Here is a 19,790-nt window from a genome sequence, read left to right as displayed (position 1 = left end):
GCGGCCGGCGGCGCCGCGGGCACGGGTGACCGCGACGCCCCGATCCTTGCCAGACTGCACGCATGGCGATCGTCCGCGAGATCAAGCTGCCTGGCGTCGGCGTCAGGCACGAGTTCACCACCGCTTCCGGCGACGTGGTCGGCGTGCTGCAGTACCACGACGGCCGCCACGACGTGCTCGTCTACGACCGCGCCGACCCCGACTCGTGCACGTCGATGCTGCACCTCGACGAGGAGGACACCCGCACGATGGCGGAGTTGCTCGGCGCCGCGCACCTGACCGAAGGGCTCGGCGCCGTGCAGCAGCAGATCGAGGGCCTGGCGATCGAGTGGATCATCATCCCGGGCGATTCGCCTGCGGCGGGCACCACGATCGGTGACGGCATGTACCGCACGAAGACAGGTGCCTCGGTCGTCGCAGTGATACGCGAGTACTCGTCGGTGCCGGCACCAGATCCGGAGTTCGCCTTCGCCGTCGGCGACACGGTGGTCGCCGTGGGGACCTCGGACGGGCTGGCGGCGCTCCGCGCTCTGCTCGCGCCGTGATCGCAGCCGGCTCGTCGGAGGCGGCACTCGCCTTCATCGAGATCGGTGCGGTCGCGCTCGCGCTGGCCGTCCTCGCCCGGTTCGCCGGCCGGCTCGGCATGACGGCCGTGCCGCTCTACCTGCTCGGCGGGCTCGCGGTCGGTGAGGGTGGCATCGTCACGCTCGACGTCAGCGAGGACTTCATCTCGCTGGCCGCCGAGATCGGCGTGCTGCTCCTGCTGCTCGCACTCGGGCTCGAGTACGACCAGGACGAGCTGCGCGACGGCCTCCGGACCGGTCTGCCGACCGGGGCGGTCGACATGCTGGCCAACGGGTTGCCCGGCGTCGGGCTCGGCCTGCTGCTGGGGTGGTCGCCGCTCGCCGCGGTGTTGCTGGGTGGGGTCACCTGGGTGTCGTCGTCGGGCATCGTCTCGAAGGTGCTGTTCGACCTCGACCGGCTCGGCTACCGCGAGACGCCGTCGGTCCTGAACGTGCTGGTCATCGAGGACCTGGCCATGGCGGTCTACCTCCCGGTGGTCGCGGCGCTGGTGGTCGGCGGGTCGGCGCTCGAGACCACGACCAGCGTCGTGCTGGCCGTCGGCGCGGTCATGGTCATCCTGCTGCTCGCACTGCGGTTCGGCGGGCTGCTGACACGGCTCCTGGGTGGCGGCACCGACGAGTCGCTGCTGCTCGCGGTCTTCGGGCTCACCCTGCTCGTCGCCGGCCTGGCCCAGAGCATCGAGGTGTCGGGCGCGATCGGTGCCTTCCTGGTCGGCTTGGCACTCTCGGGTCACGTCGGCGAGCGGGCGATGGAGCTCATCACGCCGCTCCGCGACCTGTTCGCAGCGACGTTCTTCGTCGTGTTCTCGTTCCGCATCGACCCCGCCGACCTGGTCGGCGCGATCGGGCCGGCGGTGGCGCTCGCTGCCGTCACCGTGATCAGCAAGCTGGCCACCGGCTGGTATGCCGGGCGCCGCGCCGGTGTCGGCGCCCGGGGCAGGGTCCGGGCCGGGACCGCGCTGGTCGCCCGCGGCGAGTTCTCGATCGTCATCGCCGCGCTCGGCTCCGAGCTCGTCGACGGTCCCGACCTCGAAGCACTCGCCGCTTGCTACGTGCTGATCGTCGCGGTGGTCGGCCCGCTGATCACGCGCAGCGCCGACCGGATCCCGATCCCGGCCCGCTTCGTCCCGGCACCGGCGTAGGACTCCGAACGGGCGGGACGCGCCCGCCTACTGTCGCCGCATGGACGACACCGCGGCCGAGTCTGCGTTCGAGGCGGCATGTGCGTCGGTCGCCGCCGGCGCGGACGCGCGGGAGGAGGCAGCACGGCTGGTCGCCGAGATGACGCCGGAGGAGCAGCTCTGGTGCCTCGACGGCGACGCCCCCACCTGGGCCGGGCTCGAGCACCTCGGCGAGGGCGGCTACCACCAGGCGACGTTCCGGGCGGCGAGGGTCGAGCGCCTCGGCATCCCCGGCATCGAATTCTCGGACGGACCCCGCGGCGTGGTGATCGGCGACGCGACGTGCTTCCCGGTGAGCATCGCCCGGGGTGCCACCTGGGACCCCGATCTCGAGGAGCGTGTCGGTGAGGCGATCGGGCGCGAGCTGCGACGGGTCGGCGCCACGCTGTTCGGCGGCGTGTGCGTCAACCTCCTGCGACATCCCGCGTGGGGGAGAGCGCAGGAGACGTACGGAGAGGACCCGCACCACGTCGGCGAGATGGGCGCCGCGCTGACCCGCGGCATCCAGCGTCACGCGATGGCGACCGTCAAGCACTTCGCCGTGAACTCGATGGAGAACGCGCGGTTCAAGGTCGACATCGCAGTCGACGAGGTCGCCCTGCACGAGGTGTACCTGCCGCACTTCCGGCGCATCGTCGACGAGGGGGTCGCCTGTGTGATGAGCGCCTACAACCAGGTCAACGGCACGTACTGCGGTGACCATCGGGAACTGCTGACCAGCGTGCTGCGCGACGAGTGGGGGTTCGAGGGCTTCGTCATCAGCGACTGGATCTTCGGCATGCGCGATGCGGCGAGGTCGGTCGCCGCAGGGCTCGACATCGAGATGCCGTACCGGATGGTGCGGGCGAGCCACCTGCGGTCGGCCCTCGAGTCGGGTGACGTGGCGTGGGCCGACGTCGACGTCGCCGTCACGCGGGTGATCGCGACCCTGCTGCGGTTCGCCGGCACGTTGTCCGCAGGCGACCTCGGGGGGCCGGCCGTGCCCACCCGCATCGACGCGCACGCCGACCTGGCCCGCGAGGTCGCAGGACGCTCGGTCGTGCTCTTGCGCAACGAGCAGCTCGACGATGCGCCGGCATTGCCGCTCGACGCTCGCGCCTCGCTGGCCGTGATCGGGCCCCTGGCCGCCGAGGTCAACCTCGGCGACGGCGGTTCGAGCGACGTCTGGACGCACGCCGCGGTCCCCGTGCTCGACGGCCTGCGCGCACGGGTCGGCGACGTGGCGTTCGCGGACGGCGGTGATCAGGCCGAGGCCGCCCGCGTCGCAGCTCGGGCCGATGTCGCGGTCGTCGTGGTCGGCTACACGGCCGACGACGAGGGCGAGTTCATCGGCGACCTCGGTGTCGACCTCCGCCACCTCTTCCCCGCGGCCGACGAGGCCGAGGTCGTCGATGAGTTCCGCGCCCGCATCGCCGAGCTGCCCGCCGTCACGCCGCCCGACCACTACCGCGGCCGGCCCGGCGTGGGCTTCTCACGCGGCGGCGACCGCACGACACTGCGACTCCCGGCCGAACAGGTCGACCTGATCGACGCCGTCGCGGCGGCGAACCGGTGCACCGTGGTCGTCGTCCAGGCCGGCAGCGCAGTGATCACGTCGGAGTGGGACACGTCGGTGGCAGCCGTGCTCCAGATGTTCTACGGCGGCGATCAAGCCGGACCCGGCCTCGCCGACGTGCTGTTCGGTGACGTCAACCCGTCCGCACGGCTGCCGTTCACCGTGCCCGCCGACGAGGCCCACTTGCCGCCCTTCGATCGTGACGCGGACTCGTTCACGTACGACCGGTGGCACGGCTGGTGGCACGCCGAGCGAGCCGGCCACCGACCTGCGTACCCCTTCGGCTTCGGGCTCTCGTACAGCGACTACGAGCTCGGTGAGGTGGGGGTGACCGTGACCGATGGTGGCGACGTGCTCGTCGGCGTGAGGGTGGCGAACGTCGGAGCCCGCGACGGCGCCGACGTCGTGCAGGTCTCTGCCCGGCTCCCCGACGCAGAGGCGCCGCGCCGCCTCGTCGGCTTCCGCCGGGTCGCCGTCGCAGCCGGAGCGACCGAGCGGGTCGAGCTCACGGTGCCCCGTGCGGCCCTCGCGACCCGCGACCCTGCAGCACACGCGTGGATCGAGCCGGCCGGCATCCACGAGGTCACCGTGGCCCGATTCGCCGGCGACCCAGCCGGTGTCACCGTCGCGATCGACCTGGGCTGAACGGCGCGTGCCGGGCAGCGTCCGTTCGCGTCAGCGGTGCGGCCGGAAGCACTCGCGGAGGTCGGCGACGAACGCGTCGGGCACCTCGAGCGCAGCGAAGTGGCCGCCCTTGGGTTGCTCGTTCCAGTAGACGACGTTCGGGTACAGCTCGGCGACCCACGACCGCACCGGCGGCACGATCTCTCGCGGGTAGACGGTGAACCCGGTCGGCACCTCGACGACGGCCCGCTCGGCGCGGCCGAAGCTCTCCCAGTAGATCCGTGCCGACGACGTGGCGCTCTCGGTGACCCAGTAGAGCATGATGTTGTCGAGCATCTCGTCGCGGGTCAGCGCGTTCTCGGGGTGCCCGTCGCAGTCGGTCCAGGACCAGAACTTCTCGAGGATCCACGCCGCCTGCCCTGCGGGTGAATCGGCGAGGCCGTAGCCGAGCGTCTGCGGGCGCGACTTCTGCTGGGTCGAGTAGCCCGAGTCCCACTCCATGTAGTGCTGGATGCGCTCCATCGCGTGCAGTTCGTCGGGCTCGGTCGGCGTGCCGGGCGGCCGGGTCGACATCGCCAGCGTGAGATGGATCGCAGCGCAGTGCGCCGGGTCGACCGCGCCGACCACGGAGGTGATCGCCGAACCCCAGTCGCCGCCCTGCGCGACGTAGCGGTCGTAGCCGAGACGCGCCATGAGCTGCGTGAAGGCCGCACCGATCCGCTCGACACCCCAGCCGGTCTCGGTCGGCTTGCCCGAGAACGCGAACCCCGGCAGCGACGGCGCCACCACGTGGAACGCGTCCTCGGCGCTGCCACCGAACCGGGTCGGGTCGGTCAAGGGCTCGATCACCTTGTGGAACTCGACGATCGAACCCGGCCAGCCGTGCGTGACGAGGAGGGGGAGCGCCTCGGGGTGCGGCGAGAGCTGGTGCACGACGTGGAGGTCGAGGCCGTCGATCGGGGTCGTGAACTGGTCGAAGCGGTTGAGCGCCGCCTCGCGTCGGCGCCACTCGTAGTTGTCGGCCCAGTAGCGGCAGACCTCGCGCACATACGCCAGCGGTACCCCTTGCGACCAGTCGTCGACCAGTTCACGGTCGGGCCAGCGGGTGCCGGTCAACCGGACGCGCAGGTCCTCGAGGACGGCGTCGGGCACATCGATCGTGAACGGGACGATGTCGCTCATGGCGCCACCGTAGGGCGACCGCCCTGGTCGGGATCGACCGGGCGTCAGTCGCTGCGACCGGAGACGGCGAGGTGGATGCCGAGTCCGATCATCGTGCAGCCGCCGGCCAGGCCGAGCCGCTCGAGTCGACGGGGCGAACCGGAGAACCAGTTCCGCGCGGTGCCTGCGGCGAGGCCCCAGGCGCCGTCGGAGAGCAGCGCGATCGCGACGAAGACCACCCCGAGGAAGGCCATCTGGAGCGGGGCCGGCGCACCGCCGCGATCGACGTACTGGGGCAGGATCGCTGCGAAGAAGACGATGGCCTTCGGGTTGGCGAGGCCGACGACCAGTCCGTCGCGGAACACGGACCGGCCGGTGCGCCCCGCCCCTGCGGGTTCGGAGGCGGCCGCCAGGTGACGGCGCCGGCGGATCGCCTGGACGCCGAGCCAGACCAGGTACGCGGCGCCGAACAGCTTCACGATCGTGAACGCTGCGACCGACCGCTCGACGACGGCGCCCAGGCCCACGGCGACGAGCAGCACCTGCACGTAGACGCCTGCCGCATTGCCGGCGACCGTCAGCAGCGCCGCCCGCCGGCCGAGCGCCACCGCCCGGCCGACGACGAACATCACGCTCGGCCCGGGCACCACGATGAGGGCGAACGACAGTGCCGCGAAGGCGACCAGCGATCCCGACGTGGGCATGTCGTCATGATGGCCGACCGCGCCGACCGGCGCGCGATCGATTCCGGGAGACGAGCGTGCCCGTCTACCCTGACGGCTGTCATGGACGAGGATCGCCGCAACGTCGTGCTCACCGGCTTCATGGGCACCGGCAAGACCACGGTCGGGCGCTTGCTCGCCGACCTGCTCCTGTACGACTTCCTCGACACCGACCACGTCATCGAGGTCCGGCACGGCCCGATCCCCGAGATCTTCGCCGAGCACGGCGAAGGCGAGTTCCGGCGGCTCGAGCGAGAGCTCTGCGCCGAGCTCGCCCAGCGGGACGGACTCGTCATCTCGACGGGCGGTCGGCTCATGGTCGACCCGGTCAACGCCGAGGTGCTCGCGGCGTCCTCGTCGGTGTACTGCCTGACCGCGCCGGTCGACACGATCCTCGAACGTGTCGCCGCCGACGACGAGCTCGTCGAGCGGCCGCTGCTCGCCGAGACCGATGTGCGGGCGCGGGTGACCGAGTTGCTGGCCGAGCGAGCCCACGCGTACGAGCGGTTCGAGCAGATCGACACCGACGGTCGTTCCGCCGAGGACGTCGCCGCCGACCTCGCCGTCCGCCTCCGCAGCTGACGACTCGACGCGAGCGCAGTAGACAGAGGGCATGCCGGTCTACGAACACGAGCAGATCGCCATCCACTACGACGACGAGGGCGATGGCTTCCCCGTGCTGCTGATCGCGCCGGGGGGCATGCGCAGCGCCAACGACGTGTGGAACACGACACCGTGGAACCCCCGCGCGGCGTTGGGCGGCGAGTACCGGTTGATCGGCATGGATCAGCGCAACGCCGGTCGGTCGACCGCGCCGATCTCGCCCGGCGACGGCTGGGCGACGTACCGCGGCGACCAGCTCGGGTTGCTCGACCATCTCGGCATCGATCGGTGCCACGTGCTCGGGATGTGCATCGGTGGCCCGTACATCATGGGACTGTTGCGAGCGGCGCCCGAGCGCTTCGAATCGGCCGTGCTGCTCCAGCCGGTCGGCATCGACGACAACCGCGGTGCGTTCGAGGAGATGTTCGAGGGCTGGGTGGCCGAGATCGGGCCCGCTCACCCGTCGGTGAGCGACGACGACTGGGCCTCGTTCCGCCGCAACATGTGGGACGGCGAGTTCGTGCTGACGGCGACCCCCGCAGAGGCGGCCGCCGTCGAGACGCCGATGCTCGTGCTGATGGGCAACGACCTCTACCACCCGCGGTCGACGTCGAGAGCACTCGTCGCAGCAGCGCCCAACGCGACGCTGATCGAGCAGTGGAAGGAACCCGAGCACCTCGCCACCACCGATGCGGCCATCAAGGACTTCCTCGCCGAGCACACGCCGCGCTGAACCACCGCCCCGGCTCGCTTCGTCGTCAGAAGCTGCCCTCGCTCGTGCGGTCGATGCCCTGGAGGAGGATCAGGTCCTCGTGGAGCTCCATCCAGACGTCGTGGAACGACTCGCACATCACGCCGGTGAAGCCGGTCGTGTCGCCGGCGCTGACGCGGCCCGATGCTGCCGACAGCCGTGATCCGTAGCGAGCCAGCCGGGGGAGACCCGCCGCCATGGCGTCGACCACCGGCCGCACCTCGTCCGCCAGCGACGCGAGCGCTCGAATGCACTGCGCGTCGTACTCGTGGTCGGTGTGATCGTTCGGCACGTCGCTGCGTACCTGCCACCTCGTGCACAGCGACTTGAGGGTGTCGTTCAGCTCGAGGAACCGGTCGTAGTGGGCGGTGACGGCGGCGACCGCGTCGCCGGCGATCGTCGGCAGCAGCGCGGTGTGCTGCTCCTTGCCCGCCGGCATGAGCGCGTACATGTCGCGGGCCTCGACGTAGCGGGCGAGACCGTCGTGGACGAGCTCGTCGAGGATCGCCGCCGGGTGATCGCCGAGGCTGGCGACGAAGCCGTCGCTCGTGACGAACCCCCTCACGCGCAACGTGTGGAGCACCAATGCTCGATCGATCTGCACGGCGTGCCCGGCGCTCTCCGTGCTGGCGCCTGCGGCCACGCCGGAGACCGCACCGCTCGCGGTGAAGGCGAACGTCACGTCGTCGACGGCGACGCGGCCGCAGTCGAGCAGCGCCTGTGCGACCGCCAACCGGGCGAGCGGCACGCGGAGCGGCGAACAGCTGACCGAGTCGACGCCGACCCGGACGAGGAAGTCGGCCGACGCCGGATGGCCGGCGTGTTCGCCGCACGCGCCGAGCTTGACGGCCGGCTTCGCGCCGCGAGCTGCCTCGCTCGCCATGCGGACGAGCTCGCCCACGCCCTCCTGGTCGAGCACCTCGAACGGGTTGGCCGGCAGGATGCCGCAGGCTTGGTAGGCAGGCAGGAGCTTGGCCTCGACGTCGTCGCGGCTGAACGCGTAGGTCATCTGCGTCAGGTCGTTCGTGCCGAACGAGAAGAAGTCCGCGTGCTCGGCGAGCGCGCCCGCGGTGAGTGCGGCGCGCGGCGTCTCGATCATCGCGCCGACGGTCACGACGCCCACCGCCAGCTCGGGGTGTCCGAGCTCGTCGAGCAGCCCCGTGACCCACGAGCGTGCGATCCGCAGCTCCTCGGCGTCGACCACGAGCGGGATCATGATCTCGACATGGGGTTGCCGGCCGCGCTCGAACAGGTTCGCAGCTGCCGTGCACAGCGCTCGGACCTGCATCTCGTAGACCCCGCTGCGAACGATGCCGAGCCGCACTCCGCGCGTTCCGATCATCGGGTTCGCCTCGTGCAGGCGGCGTGCGGCCGCCAGCTCCGCGCGCTGCCCGTCGTCGAGCTCATTGCGAGCGTCGCGTGCGGTGAGATCGGCGATGTCGGGCAGGAACTCGTGCAGCGGTGGGTCGAGCAGCCGCACGGTCACCGGCAGGCCGTCCATCGCCAGCAGGACGGACTCGAAGTCGGCGACCTGCGCGGTCTCGAGCTCGGCCAGCGCAGCAGCCTCGATCGCCGGGTCGTCGCTCAGGATGAAGCGGCGCATGATCGGCAGGCGGTCGCCGGCCAGGAACATGTGCTCGGTGCGGCAGAGACCGATTCCCTGCGCACCGAGCCGGCGCCCGACGGTCGCGTCGCCTGCGGTGTCGGCGTTGGCGCGCACCTGCACGCGGCCGGCGGCGACGGTGTCGGCCCACCCGAGCAGCGTCTCGAGCTCGTCGGGCGCCTCGACGCCCGTCGTCGGCAGCGCGCCGAGGTGCACGTCGCCGGAGCTGCCGTCGATCGTGATCTCGTCACCGGCGCGCAGTGCGGTGTCGCCGATCGTGAGCTCGTCCCCGTCGACGTGCACGTCACCGGCGCCGACCACCGCCGGCACACCCCAACCCCGAGCCACGACCGCGGCATGGCTCACCATCCCGCCCCGGGAGGTCAAGATGCCGGCGGCGACCTGCATGCCGAGCACGTCGTCCGGCGTCGTCTCGGGCCGGACGAGGATCGCCGGGACGCCGGAGTCGGCGGCTGCGAGTGCGTCGTCGGCGGTGAGCACGATGCGTCCACTTGCGGCGCCCGGCGATGCGGGCAGCCCGGTGGCCACGGGCGACGACTCGGGAGCGGCAGCCAGGCTGGCGTGGAAGAACGCAGCGAGGTCACTCGGCTCGACACAGCGCAGCGCCGTCTCGACGGCCTCGTTGGTGCTAGCGGACAGGGCGGTCCGCACCGCGCGCGCGACCGCGTCGGATGGATCCTGCCTCACCTGGCCGAACCTAGCCAGGCACCCGGCCGGTCGGCTCAGTCGTGGGGCAGCTCGTGGATCTCGACCGTCGCTGCGACGTCGCTGTGTTCAGCGTGGTCGTGGAGGATGTGATCACGGATCTCCTCGTGATACGTGAACATCAGCTCGCAGTACGGGCAAGCATGGGTTTCGATTGTCTGGGGCACGACGTCCCCCCTCATGACGGCGCGTTCGCGCGGACTGTTGCCTCTAGGAAACCGCGTGCGGCGACGCTGCGCAAGTGACGAAAGTCTGTCCGTCCCGTTGCGGTCAGCCGACGGTCGCGGCGGCCGCGCCGAGGAAGTTCACCAGCGCATCTGCCAGCGTCGGGGTGCCCGCGTCGGCGTACTCGTAGCGGGCGTGGCGGAGCGGATGGCCGGGGTCGACGAGACGGCCGAGATCGATCGGCGTGCCGGTCACGACGACGTCGCATGGCGTCTGTTGCATCGTCGTCTGCAGGTCGGCGAGCTGCTGGGCGCCGTAGCCCATCGCCGGGAGCAGCGGGCCGATGTCGGGGTACTGCTCGAACGTCTTGGCGATCTGGCCGACCGCCCACGGCCGGGGGTCGACCAGCTCGGCGGCGCCGGCGGTCCGGGCAGCCACCGTGCCTGCGCCGTAGCGCATCCCACCGTGCGTGACGGTCGGGCCGTCCTCCACGACGAGCACACGGGCTCCGGCGAGGCCCGGGCCCGGATCGAGCGTGATCGGCGAGGCCGCTTCGACCACGACCGCGTCCGGGTTGTTGGTCGCGATGTTGAACCGGATCGCCGCGATCCCTCCCGGGCTGGCCGCGTCGACCTTGGTGATCACGACGATGTCGGCCATGCGGAGGTTGACCTCGCCCGGGTGGTAGGCGACTTCGTGCCCGGGCCGGAGTGCGTCGACGAGGCAGATGCTGACGTGCGGACGGAAGAACGGGAGGTCGTTGTTGCCGCCGTCCCAGATGATGACGTCGGCCTCGGCCTGGGCGGCCTCGAGGATCGCTGCGTAGTCGACACCCGCGAACATCACCAGGCCGCGACGGACCGGCTCCTCGTACTCCTCGCGCTCCTCGATCGTCGGGTCGGCGGCGTCGATGTCCTCGAGCGTGGCGAACCGTTGCACCCGCATCGGCGCGAGGTCGCCGTACGGCATCGGATGCCGGACCAGTGCGACGCGATGCCCGGCGTCGGTGAGCACCTTGCCGAGGTGGCGGCTGGTCTGGCTCTTGCCGCAGCCCGTGCGCGAGGCGAGGACCGCGACGACCGGCACGGCCGACTCGAGCATCGTGCTCACCGGTCCGAGCAGCCGCACGTCGGCACCGGCGGCGAGGATCCGCGACTCGAGGTGCATCACGTCGACGTACGCCAGGTCGGAGTAGCTCACGACGACCTCGTCGACGCCGAGCTCGTCGATGAGCTGCTCGAGCTCGGTCTCGGGCCGGATCGGGATGCCGTTCGGGTAGTTCGGCCCGGCGAGTTCGGGCGGGTACACCCGGTGGGCGATGTTCGGTATCTGCGCAGCGGTGAAGGCGACCACCTCGACGGAGGCGTCGTCGCGGAACGCGACGTTGAAGTCGTGGAAGTCGCGCCCCCCGGCGCCGAGGATCAGCACCCGAGTGCGTGAACGGGTCACGAGGTCCACCCAACGATGTTCCGAGCCGGCCGACCAGGGTCGAAGGTCGGCACACCGACGCCGAAGGTCAGCGGTCAGGCGCGATCGGAGGCTGCGAGGACGGCGGCGACCTCGTTCGTGATCTGCTCGGCGGTGGCGCCGGGCGTGAGGACGGCGGCGATCCCGGCGTCGCGCAGGGCGTCGAGATCGTGGTCGGGAACGATGCCGCCCAGGATCACGGGGATGTCGCTACCCCGCTTCCGGACCTCGTCGACGACCAGCGGTGCGAGCGTCATGTGGGCCCCGGAGAGCATGGACAGCCCGATCGCGTCGACGTCCTCGTCGACCGCTGCGGCCGCCACGGTCTCGGGCGTCTGGAACAGCCCGGTGTAGATCACCTCGTACCCGGCATCGCGCAGCATCCGCGCCACGACCTTGATCCCGCGGTCGTGCCCGTCCAGCCCCACCTTCGCGATGAGAATCCTCGCAGCGTGCTCGGCCGACATGTCAGATGATCGGGACTTCGACGTGGCGGCCGAACTCGGCCTCGAGCGTGCGCATGATCTCGCCGAGCGTGGCGTAGACCGAGACGGCGTCGATCAGCGCCGGCATCAGGTTGACCTCGGGATCGGCGGCGTCGGCGCGTATCCGGGCGAGCGCAGCCGCGACGGCGTCGGCGTCGCGGTCCTGGCGGACCTGGTCGAGGCGCTTGCGCTGGCGCGCCTCGTCCTCGGTGGTGATCTTGAGCAGCTCGATCTGGTCCTCGTCGTTGCCCTCGGTGAAGTCGTTGACGCCGACCGTGATCCGCCGGCCGGCGTTGAGCTGCCGCTCGAGCTCGAACGCCGAGTCGGCGATCTTGCCCTGGAACCAGTTCTCCTCGATCCCCTTGATGACCCCCTCGAGCATCGAACCCTCGCCGATCTCGTCGAGGTGCTCGAAGAGCTCCTCGGCCTGCCGCTCCATCTCGTCGGTCAGCTCCTCGACGAAGTGCGAGCCGCCGAGCGGGTCGGCGACATGGGCCACGTTGGTCTCGTGGGCGATCACCTGCTGGGTGCGCAGCGCGATCCGCGCCGCCTTCTCGGTCGGCAGCGCCAGCGCCTCGTCCATCGAGTTGGTGTGCAGCGACTGTGCGCCGCCGAGCACGCCCGCGAGCGCCTCGATCGCCGTGCGCACGATGTTGACCTCGGGCTGCTGCGCGGTCAGCGACACGCCCGCGGTCTGGCAGTGGAAACGGAGCTGCATCGACCTCTCGTCGGTGGCGCCGTACCGCTCCTTCATCCAGCGCGCCCAGAGCCGTCGCGCGGCGCGGTACTTGGCGATCTCCTCGAAGAAGTCGATGTGAGCGTTGAAGAAGAAGCTGAGCCGGGGCGCGAATGCGTCGACCGGCAGGCCGGCCTGCAGCGCGAGCTCGACGTACGCGAACCCGTTGGCGAGGGTGAACGCGAGCTCCTCGACCGCCGACGAGCCGGCCTCGCGGATGTGGTAGCCCGAGATCGAGATCGAGTGCCAGCGCGGCATCTCGGCCGCGGTGAAGTCGATCGTGTCACGGACGAGCCGCATCGACTGCCGGGGCGGGAACACGAACTCCTTCTGTGCCTGGTACTCCTTCAGGATGTCGTTCTGGAGCGTGCCGCCGAGCTTCGCCCTGGGGATGCCGGCGCGCTCGGCCTGGGCGACGAACATCGCGAAGATCACCGCGGCCGGCGAGTTGATCGTCATCGACGTCGTGATCTCGCCGAGGTCGATGCCGCGGTAGAGGTCCTCCATGTCGGCGAGCGTGTCGACGGCGACACCGCACCGCCCCACCTCGCCGAGCGCCATCGGGTCGTCGGAATCGATGCCGAGCAGTGTCGGCATGTCGAACGCCGTGGAGAGGCCGGTGCCGCCGGCGTTGATGATCTCCTTGAAGCGCCAATTCGTGTCGTCGGCGGTGCCGAACCCGGCGAACATCCGCATCGTCCACAACTTCGACCTGTACATCGACGCATACGGGCCACGCGTGTACGGGTACTGGCCCGGGAACTCGCCGTCGTCGGGCCCATACACGGCCTCGAGCGGGACGCCCGACATGGTCTGGTGGTCGACGTCGCGCAGCACGGATGTCTCGTAGGCCTGCTGCCAGAGCTCACGGTTCGTGGGTGTCGTCGGCATGACTGGCAGAATACTTTGATGTCAAACTAATCTGCAAGGCGTGGAGACGCTCCCGCGACCCGACCCGATCGAGCTCGCCCGCCGGAACTGGATCGACGCCGGCTGGTCCGACGCCGCCGACGGGATGGCACTCGTCACGTCGGTGATGCGGGTGCAGCAGCTGTTCCTCGCCCGCGTCGAGGCGCTGCTGCGGCCACACGGGCTGACGTTCGCACGGTTCGAAGTGCTGCGCCTGCTGGCCTTCACCCGCCAGGGTGTGCTCCCGGTCGGCAAGGTCGGTGAGCGCCTGCAGGTCCACCCGGCGAGCGTGACGAACGCGGTGCAGCGGCTCGAAGAGGCCGGCCTCGTCGAGCGGCGCACCAACCCCGACGACGGTCGCAGCGTGCTGGCCCAGATCACGGAGCGCGGCCGCCAGCTGGTCGAGCGGTGCACCGAGCTGCTCAATCGCGAGGTCTTCGCCGACCTGCCGATCGACGCCGAGGCGACCGCGCGCGTCGTCGGCGGGCTCGATGCGCTCCGGTACGAATACGGCGACTTCCACCGAGCGCCCGGATGAGCGTCCGGAACTGACCTCTGCCCCTGGCGGACGCCGGGGCGCTGTGGCATGGCTGGACCTGGCAGTCGGAGGTGCACCATGTCGACGGCGCGGTCCCACGAGGACATCATCCAGGATCGCATCGCGGCCGGCGTGACCCGCAACGCCAAGCGGTTCGGGTACGCCCTGGCGGCGGCGATCAACGGCGTCATGCTCTGGATCGCCCACCAGCTCCTCGACTGGGAGTGGCCGGGCTTCCTGACGTCGGACTACGAGGAGCTGCTCCCCATCCTCACGTTCTCGTTCGTGGTCAGCATCGTCGCCAACGTCGTGTACGTCTGGAACGACCAGTGGCCGGTCAAGCACCTCGGTGAGATGGCGACGGCGCTGATCGGCTTCGTCGTCGCGGTGCGTGTCTGGCAGGTCTACCCGTTCGACTTCACCGAGTACGACGTCGACTGGTCGTGGCTCGTCCGGACCGTGCTGATCATCGCGATGGTCGGCACGGCGATCGGCTTCGTCGCCCAGTCGGTGAAGCTGGCGACGGGTCGGAGGTCGCAGCGCGAGACGCCACGACCACCCGCTCCCCGGCCGTGATACGCAGCCTGATCGTGTCTGCCGGCGGTGTGGGAGCTGCCGACCTGCGATGCTCGTGGACGTGAGGAGGTCGGTCGTCTGCGTCTCGGTCCTGGTGATGGTCGCCGGCGCCTGCGCGAGCAACACCCCCACCTCGAACGCTCCGGTGACGACCCCTGCACCGGTCAATCTCGAACCGGCGCCCGAGGCCACGGCGACGACACCGCCACCCGCGACGGTCGCACCGACGACATCGGAACCCGTCGAGCAGGCCAGCGAGGGGAGTGGGGCGTCGACATCGTCGACCGCACCCAGCTCCACGTCGACGACGACGTCCACGACCACGACCACGACCACGCTGCCGCCCGATCCGCTGCCGCCGAACGAGCAATTCTCCGGTACGCCGCTCGCGCTCGAGCTCGTCGCCGAGGTCGACAAGCCGACCGGGGTCACGTGGAAGGACGGGGACGACGCGATGTACGTCAGCACCCAGGCCGGTCCGATCCTGCGGGTGACGCCGGACGCGACCGAGCTCGTGCTCGACCTCACGGCGGAGACGTTCGAGGCGCTGCCCGGCTCGGAGCGCGGCGTGCTCGGTGTGGCGTTCGATCCCCGCGACGGCCGGATGTTCGTCAACTACACCGACATCGACCACGACACCCGAGTCGTGTCGTTCGAGCTGGTCGACGGTGTCGCGGTGCCCGAGTCGCGTCGCGAGGTGCTGTTCATCGACCAGCCCGGCCTCGGCCACAACGGTGGCCGGCTGCTGTTCGACGCCGCCGGCAACCTCTACGTCGCCTCCGGCGACGGCGGCGCCAGCAGCGGGCGCGACGTCGAGGACACGACGTTGCTGCTCGGCACCATCCTGCGTGTCACGCCCCGCCTCGACGGGGACGGGTACGACATCCCACCGGACAACCCACACGCCGACGGCGTGAACGATCGCCCGGAGGTCCTGGCCCGCGGTTTCCGCAACCCGTGGACGTTCTCGATCGACGACGACACCGGCGACATCTGGATCGGCGACGTCGGCAACAACTCGTTCGAGGAGGTGTCCCGGATGCGGCCCGACCAGTGGGGCGGCAACTTCGGCTGGCCGTTCTACGAGGGCAACGACCGGCGCCGCTCGGGTGCGCCGGACGGCGTCATCGCGCCGGTGTACGCGTACGGTCGCTCGGAGGGCACGGCCGTGATGGGCGGCCATGTCTACCGCGGCGATGCGATCCCGGAGCTGCGCGGCGCGTACCTGTTCGGTGATCTGACCGGCCCGGTGTGGGCGATCGGCACGGAGGGGGTCAGCCGGCTCGCCGTCGACCGCGTGAACACCATGGTCGGCTGGGCGGAGGATCCCGACGGCGAGCTGTACGTCCTCAGCCTCCGCGACGGTGTCTTCCGGCTCGTGCCGGCGTCACCGTGAGCCGTCGCAGGTGCCAGACGTCGATCGCGGCGATCGCGGCGTTGACCGCGGCCACCGGGGCGACGCCGATCAGCACGCCGTAGAGCGTGAAGGTCAGAGCGCCTGCGAGGTTGATCCAGCGGAGCCGGACGGCGGAGTCCATCAGCAGCGAGATCAGGACGATGATCGAGGCGGCGTAGCCGAGTGTCTCGGTGGCGGGGGCATGGCGGTGTCTCCGTGTCGTGCGTTCGGTCTCGGATGTGAGTACGTCGCCGACGGTCGAAACGGTTCGCGACGGCGGACGTCGTCTGCGAGGTGCGTCCGAACGTGCGAGGGTGGTCGGATGCGGACGCGCCTGTTCCTCGTTGCCGTCGCTTCGTGCTTGGGCGCGTGCGGCGGTGGCGACGACCCGGGCGTCACAGCGACCGACCCGCCGGCCGCCGCGGAGTCGGGCGACGCACCTGATGCCGGCGAGATCTCGAGCGGGGCGCCGGTGCCGGACGACGTCTGTGCGCTCGTGCCCGCCGCAGCGCTGGCCGACTACCCGGCCTCGAATCCGCGCAACATCGGGCCGCCGCCCGGGTGGGACGGCTTCGACGTCGAGGCGTGCGCTGCCGAGGTCGACGGTGCCCCGGTCCTCATCGTCGCCGTGCACGCCGACCGCACCGGATTCGACCAGATCAGTGGTGGCCCGCAGTACGTCGATGTCTCCATCCGGCCCGGGGCGGTCTGGCAGACCGACTCTCCGGCACTCTGGATCCCGCTCGCCGACGGGCGACTCCTGCAGGTCGCCGAGGCCCTCGCCGCACCCAGCGACGACCCGCTCCCCGAGCTCGCTGCCCTCGCGGAAGCGGTGCTCGCCGGTCTGTGAGTTCGTGCTGCTGGCAGGGCCATGCGACCCTGGCATCCACGCCGCGCCGGCGGTTCGCTGGAGGTAGCCACTCGGGAGGAGTGAACGATGACCGCCGTCGCACTCACCGTCGGCCTCGCCCTCGTCGTGGTGTTCATGCTGCGCCACTCGGACCGCGCCGACAGCTGACCGCCGCGGGCGTCAGGCGGCGAGCTCGCGCTACAGCCGCGCTCCTGACCACGAGATTGCCGGAAGTCGGCCTCCTCAGTCGACCACTGCGTCGACCTCGATCTCGACCAGCCAGTCCGGATCGATGAAGCGGCTCACCTCGACGAACGTGCACGCCGGGCGGACGTCGCCGAACAGCTCGCCGTGCACGGCAGCGGCCTCACGCCAGGTGGTGATGTCGGTCAGCATGATCCGCGTCCTGATCACGTCGGTCGTAGCACCGCCGACGTCGGCGAGCGCCTGCAGTGCGACGTCGAAGCATCGACGCGTCTGCTCGGCGACGTCGCCGACGCCGACCGTGGTCCCGTCGTCGCCGATCGGCGCCGTGCCGGCGACGCTCGCCGTCGATCCGACGCGAACGGCGCGTGAGAACCCGATCTCGGGTTCCAGCGGGCTGGCGGAGGCGGCGTGGACTCGCATACCGGCAGAATGGCATGTGGTCGGCCCCGGGGATCGACGGGCCGGCCGGCGACTCAATCCACTGGCTGACCGAGGATCCAGAGATGGCCGAACGGGTCCCGGAACCGGCCGTCGCGGCGGCAGTAGTCGCGGTCGTCCAACGGGATCACGACCTCGCCGCCGGCCTCCACGAACCTGCGGGCCGCAGCGTCGACGTCGGGAACCGTGAGGCTGAGCAGCACCGGTGTGCCGCCGATGGCGGTCGGCGAGCGGCTCGACCCGTCCGCCTCGGTGACGCCGACCAGCGTCCCGCCGATCAGGACGTGAGCGTTCACGAGCCGGCCGCCGACGTACATCCGGTCGGTCGCCTCGGTGTCGAAGGCCCGCGCGTAGAAGTCGAGCGCGTCGTCGCCCGCCGAGACGACGAGGCGTGGCGCGAGTTCGTGGGAGTCCGACGTGTCGGGTTGCTCGTCTCGGAGGTGGGTCTCGAGACGATCGTGGATCTCTTCCGGATCGACCATCGTCGCGACCGGCCAGGGCGGCCGATCGGGTGCCCGTCTCGGGTACGTGAGGTAGACGATCGCGTAGCGACCGCCCGGCAGCTCGAAGAGCACGTCGTCGCAGTGGTCGCAGGACGCGATCGCACGGGCCGTCACGCCGTACAGCTGGTGGTCGCGCGCCACCTCACGGGCGAGCTCGGCCTCCAGCCCGGTTCGTCCGTCCGGATCCTGGCGGACGTCGATCCAGCCGTCGGGGATGACCAGCTCGTCCGACACGCGCTATGCCTCCTCGCGGACCACCTGGAGGCCGCTCGGGTCGACGAGCGCGCCGAACAGGCGCTGGTTGTGGTTGTGGCCGACGTGGTGGAGGCCGAACGCCGACTGGATGGCGGTGTACATCCCCATCGCGTCGAGCGTGTTGTTGACGCTCTGCTTGGCGAGCGTCAGTCCGATCGGCGGGCGCCTGGCGATGTGCTCGGCGAGCGCCAACGTTCGCGACTCGAGTTCGTTGCGCGGCACGACCTCGTTCACCATCCCATGTCGGAGCGCTTCACGACTGGTGATCGCACGGCCGGTGAACAACATCTCCTTGGCGAGCCGGGCGCCGGCCTCGAACGCATGCGTGAAGTACTCGTGCCCGTTCATGCCGAACGCGACGACCGGGTCGGAGAACGTCGCCTCCTCCGAGCAGACGACCAGATCCATCGGCCAGACCAGCATCAGCCCGCCGGCGATCACCTTGCCCTGCACCTGGGCGATCGTCGGCTTCGGGATGTTGCGCCACCGCCAGCAGAGCCCGACGTACATCTCGGCCTCGGTCGCCATGTACCCCTCGGCGCCCTCGGCGCCGAAGCAGCACCACGTGCCGATCGCCTCGATGTCGGACATGTCGGTACCGGCGCGCAGGTCGTGGCCGGACGAGAAGTGGTCGCCGTCGGCGGCGAGGACGATCACCCGCACGTCGTCGTCACGGGCCGCGCGGTCGAAGGCCTCGTTGAGCTCGGCGAGCATCGTGTAGTCCTGTGCGTTCGCCATCTCGGATCGCGCCAGGACGACCCGTGCCACCCGCTCGGCCGGCTCCTCGTAGCGGATGTGCTCCCACGTGTCGCTCATCGCGGCAGTCTCGCGCGCCCCCCGGTGACAAGATGTGCCAGGCACATTCCGGAACCGGCGTGTTCTCTGGTCAGAGGGAGGCGAGGAACTCGGCGAGCGGTGGGTTGACCTGGTCGGGGTGCGTCAGGTTCGGGGCGTGGGCGGCGCCCTCGATCTGGACGATCCCGCGGTGATCCTGGGCTGCGGCGGCCAGCGCCTCGGCGCGGTCCATCGCGATCGCCTGGTCCGCGGTGCCGTGGATCGTGAGGATCGGGCAGCCGATCTCGCCGATGCGGCCGCTGATGTCGTCGCGGCCGAGCAGCGCGCCACCCGCCAGCGTCAGCTGCTCGGGCTCGATCTGCCGCCACTTCGGGATCCACTCGGCGTCGAGCGCCTCGTCGGCGAGGATCAGCCCGGCGACCATCTGGAAGACCTCGTTCCGTTCGTCGTCCGTGCCGTGCCCGAACACGTGCAGCATGCCCTGGTAGCCGGCGAGCGTCTCGGCGTCGTCGACGTCGGCAGCCGAGTCGATGAGGACGACGGCGCGCACCCGATCGGGGTGCGCCAGCGCGGCGCGCAGCGAGAGGAAGCCACCCTGGGACATGCCGACGAACACCGCCTGGTCGACGCCGAGGTGGTCGAGCACACCGACGGCGTCGTCGGCCGAGTCCCAATACGTGAACTCGCCGCTCGCCCTGGTGCCGCCGAACCCGCGCTCGTCCCATCGGATGCAGCGGTAGTCGCCCGCCAGGTGCTCGACCTGCGGGTCGAACATCGTGTGGTCCATCAAGAAGCCGTGGCTGAACAGGACCGCCGGCCCGTCACCGCCCGAGTCCTCGAAGCGGATGTCGATGCCGTTGACCGATGCCGTCGCCATCGCCGAACGGTAGCCGATCGTCGGCGACCGCCGATCCGGCGCGAGCAGGCGTTCCCGTGGCGCGATCCGTGTCTGGCACCGTT

At 70.7% G+C, this 19,790-nt stretch carries 19 protein-coding genes; 9 read left to right on the top strand and 10 right to left on the bottom strand.

Annotated elements, in window-relative coordinates; translation table 11 throughout:
- Window positions 1-62 precede the first annotated feature (62 nt).
- Genes QNJ12_RS02395 through QNJ12_RS02385 form a run of 3 tightly spaced genes read left to right on the top strand, consistent with a single transcriptional unit; the run spans window position 63 to window position 3,965 of the window.
- Window positions 63-545 carry a cation:proton antiporter regulatory subunit gene (locus QNJ12_RS02395; protein WP_300618363.1) on the top strand — a complete coding sequence of 161 codons (483 nt, stop codon included), beginning with the start codon at window positions 63-65 and terminating at the stop codon, window positions 543-545.
- The gene (locus QNJ12_RS02390) at window positions 542-1,726 is read left to right on the top strand and encodes a cation:proton antiporter (protein WP_300618361.1); all 1,185 of its coding nucleotides are present in this window, start codon (window positions 542-544) and stop codon (window positions 1,724-1,726) included. The genes QNJ12_RS02395 and QNJ12_RS02390 overlap by 4 nt, the downstream gene beginning before the upstream one ends.
- A gap of 40 nt (window positions 1,727-1,766) precedes the next feature.
- The gene (locus tag QNJ12_RS02385; protein WP_300618359.1) at window positions 1,767-3,965 is read left to right on the top strand and encodes a beta-glucosidase; all 2,199 of its coding nucleotides are present in this window, start codon (window positions 1,767-1,769) and stop codon (window positions 3,963-3,965) included.
- Between the two features lie 30 nt (window positions 3,966-3,995).
- Here QNJ12_RS02385 and QNJ12_RS02380 read toward each other — a convergent pair whose 3' ends face one another.
- On the bottom strand, window positions 3,996-5,126 hold the full coding sequence (locus tag QNJ12_RS02380; protein ID WP_300618357.1) for an epoxide hydrolase family protein: 1,131 nt from the start codon (window positions 5,124-5,126) through the stop codon (window positions 3,996-3,998).
- Window positions 5,127-5,170: 44 nt separating this feature from the next.
- The gene (locus tag QNJ12_RS02375; RefSeq protein ID WP_300618355.1) at window positions 5,171-5,809 is read right to left on the bottom strand and encodes a LysE family translocator; all 639 of its coding nucleotides are present in this window, start codon (window positions 5,807-5,809) and stop codon (window positions 5,171-5,173) included.
- An 81-nt stretch (window positions 5,810-5,890) separates the two neighbouring features.
- Between QNJ12_RS02375 and QNJ12_RS02370 the strand changes: the two genes are divergently transcribed.
- Together QNJ12_RS02370 and QNJ12_RS02365 are read left to right on the top strand one after the other, a co-directional pair.
- Window positions 5,891-6,409, top strand: a complete 519-nt coding sequence (locus QNJ12_RS02370) for a shikimate kinase (protein ID WP_300618352.1) — start codon at window positions 5,891-5,893, stop codon at window positions 6,407-6,409.
- Window positions 6,410-6,440: 31 nt separating this feature from the next.
- Complete coding sequence (locus QNJ12_RS02365) at window positions 6,441-7,163, top strand: alpha/beta hydrolase (RefSeq protein WP_300618350.1); 723 nt, start codon at window positions 6,441-6,443, stop codon at window positions 7,161-7,163.
- Window positions 7,164-7,188: 25 nt separating this feature from the next.
- On the opposite strand, the gene QNJ12_RS02360 is transcribed toward QNJ12_RS02365, so the two are convergent.
- The 4 genes from QNJ12_RS02360 to QNJ12_RS02345 form a co-directional block, all read right to left on the bottom strand.
- Complete coding sequence (locus tag QNJ12_RS02360) at window positions 7,189-9,492, bottom strand: putative PEP-binding protein (RefSeq protein WP_300618349.1); 2,304 nt, start codon at window positions 9,490-9,492, stop codon at window positions 7,189-7,191.
- Between the two features lie 288 nt (window positions 9,493-9,780).
- The gene (locus QNJ12_RS02355) at window positions 9,781-11,133 is read right to left on the bottom strand and encodes a cyclic 2,3-diphosphoglycerate synthase (protein ID WP_300618347.1); all 1,353 of its coding nucleotides are present in this window, start codon (window positions 11,131-11,133) and stop codon (window positions 9,781-9,783) included.
- A 65-nt stretch (window positions 11,134-11,198) separates the two neighbouring features.
- Entirely contained in the window at window positions 11,199-11,609 is a 411-nt protein-coding gene (locus QNJ12_RS02350) for a cobalamin B12-binding domain-containing protein (protein WP_300618345.1), read from the bottom strand.
- 1 nt (window position 11,610) lies between these two features.
- A complete protein-coding gene (locus QNJ12_RS02345; RefSeq protein ID WP_300618343.1) occupies window positions 11,611-13,254 on the bottom strand; it encodes a methylmalonyl-CoA mutase in 1,644 nt (547 codons plus the stop codon).
- Between the two features lie 40 nt (window positions 13,255-13,294).
- Between QNJ12_RS02345 and QNJ12_RS02340 the strand changes: the two genes are divergently transcribed.
- The 4 genes from QNJ12_RS02340 (at window position 13,295) to QNJ12_RS02325 (ending at window position 16,632) form a co-directional block, all read left to right on the top strand.
- Window positions 13,295-13,810, top strand: a complete 516-nt coding sequence (locus QNJ12_RS02340) for a MarR family winged helix-turn-helix transcriptional regulator (protein ID WP_300618341.1) — start codon at window positions 13,295-13,297, stop codon at window positions 13,808-13,810.
- Window positions 13,811-13,888: 78 nt separating this feature from the next.
- Window positions 13,889-14,386 carry a hypothetical protein gene (locus QNJ12_RS02335; protein ID WP_300618340.1) on the top strand — a complete coding sequence of 166 codons (498 nt, stop codon included), beginning with the start codon at window positions 13,889-13,891 and terminating at the stop codon, window positions 14,384-14,386.
- A gap of 61 nt (window positions 14,387-14,447) precedes the next feature.
- Window positions 14,448-15,782, top strand: a complete 1,335-nt coding sequence (locus tag QNJ12_RS02330; RefSeq protein WP_300618338.1) for a PQQ-dependent sugar dehydrogenase — start codon at window positions 14,448-14,450, stop codon at window positions 15,780-15,782.
- Window positions 15,783-16,104: 322 nt separating this feature from the next.
- Window positions 16,105-16,632 (top strand): hypothetical protein, encoded by a 528-nt coding sequence (locus QNJ12_RS02325; protein ID WP_300618336.1) that lies wholly within the window; start codon window positions 16,105-16,107, stop codon window positions 16,630-16,632.
- A 243-nt stretch (window positions 16,633-16,875) separates the two neighbouring features.
- On the opposite strand, the gene QNJ12_RS02320 is transcribed toward QNJ12_RS02325, so the two are convergent.
- The 4 genes from QNJ12_RS02320 to QNJ12_RS02305 all read right to left on the bottom strand — a co-directional run bounded on the left by QNJ12_RS02320 (window position 16,876) and on the right by QNJ12_RS02305 (window position 19,707).
- Window positions 16,876-17,259: a RidA family protein gene (locus QNJ12_RS02320; RefSeq protein ID WP_300618334.1), complete on the bottom strand. Its 384-nt coding sequence runs from the start codon at window positions 17,257-17,259 to the stop codon at window positions 16,876-16,878.
- Window positions 17,260-17,312: 53 nt separating this feature from the next.
- The gene (locus tag QNJ12_RS02315; RefSeq protein ID WP_300618332.1) at window positions 17,313-18,014 is read right to left on the bottom strand and encodes a VOC family protein; all 702 of its coding nucleotides are present in this window, start codon (window positions 18,012-18,014) and stop codon (window positions 17,313-17,315) included.
- A 3-nt stretch (window positions 18,015-18,017) separates the two neighbouring features.
- Window positions 18,018-18,851: an enoyl-CoA hydratase gene (locus QNJ12_RS02310; RefSeq protein WP_300618330.1), complete on the bottom strand. Its 834-nt coding sequence runs from the start codon at window positions 18,849-18,851 to the stop codon at window positions 18,018-18,020.
- 70 nt (window positions 18,852-18,921) lie between these two features.
- The gene (locus QNJ12_RS02305) at window positions 18,922-19,707 is read right to left on the bottom strand and encodes an alpha/beta hydrolase (protein WP_300618328.1); all 786 of its coding nucleotides are present in this window, start codon (window positions 19,705-19,707) and stop codon (window positions 18,922-18,924) included.
- Window positions 19,708-19,790 lie beyond the last annotated feature (83 nt).

The organism is Ilumatobacter sp., from assembly GCF_030065885.1.
In the GTDB taxonomy this organism is placed as follows: domain Bacteria; phylum Actinomycetota; class Acidimicrobiia; order Acidimicrobiales; family Ilumatobacteraceae; genus Ilumatobacter.
Note: the sequence above shows the minus strand (reverse complement) of the source record. Positions and strands in the feature narration are given on the sequence as shown.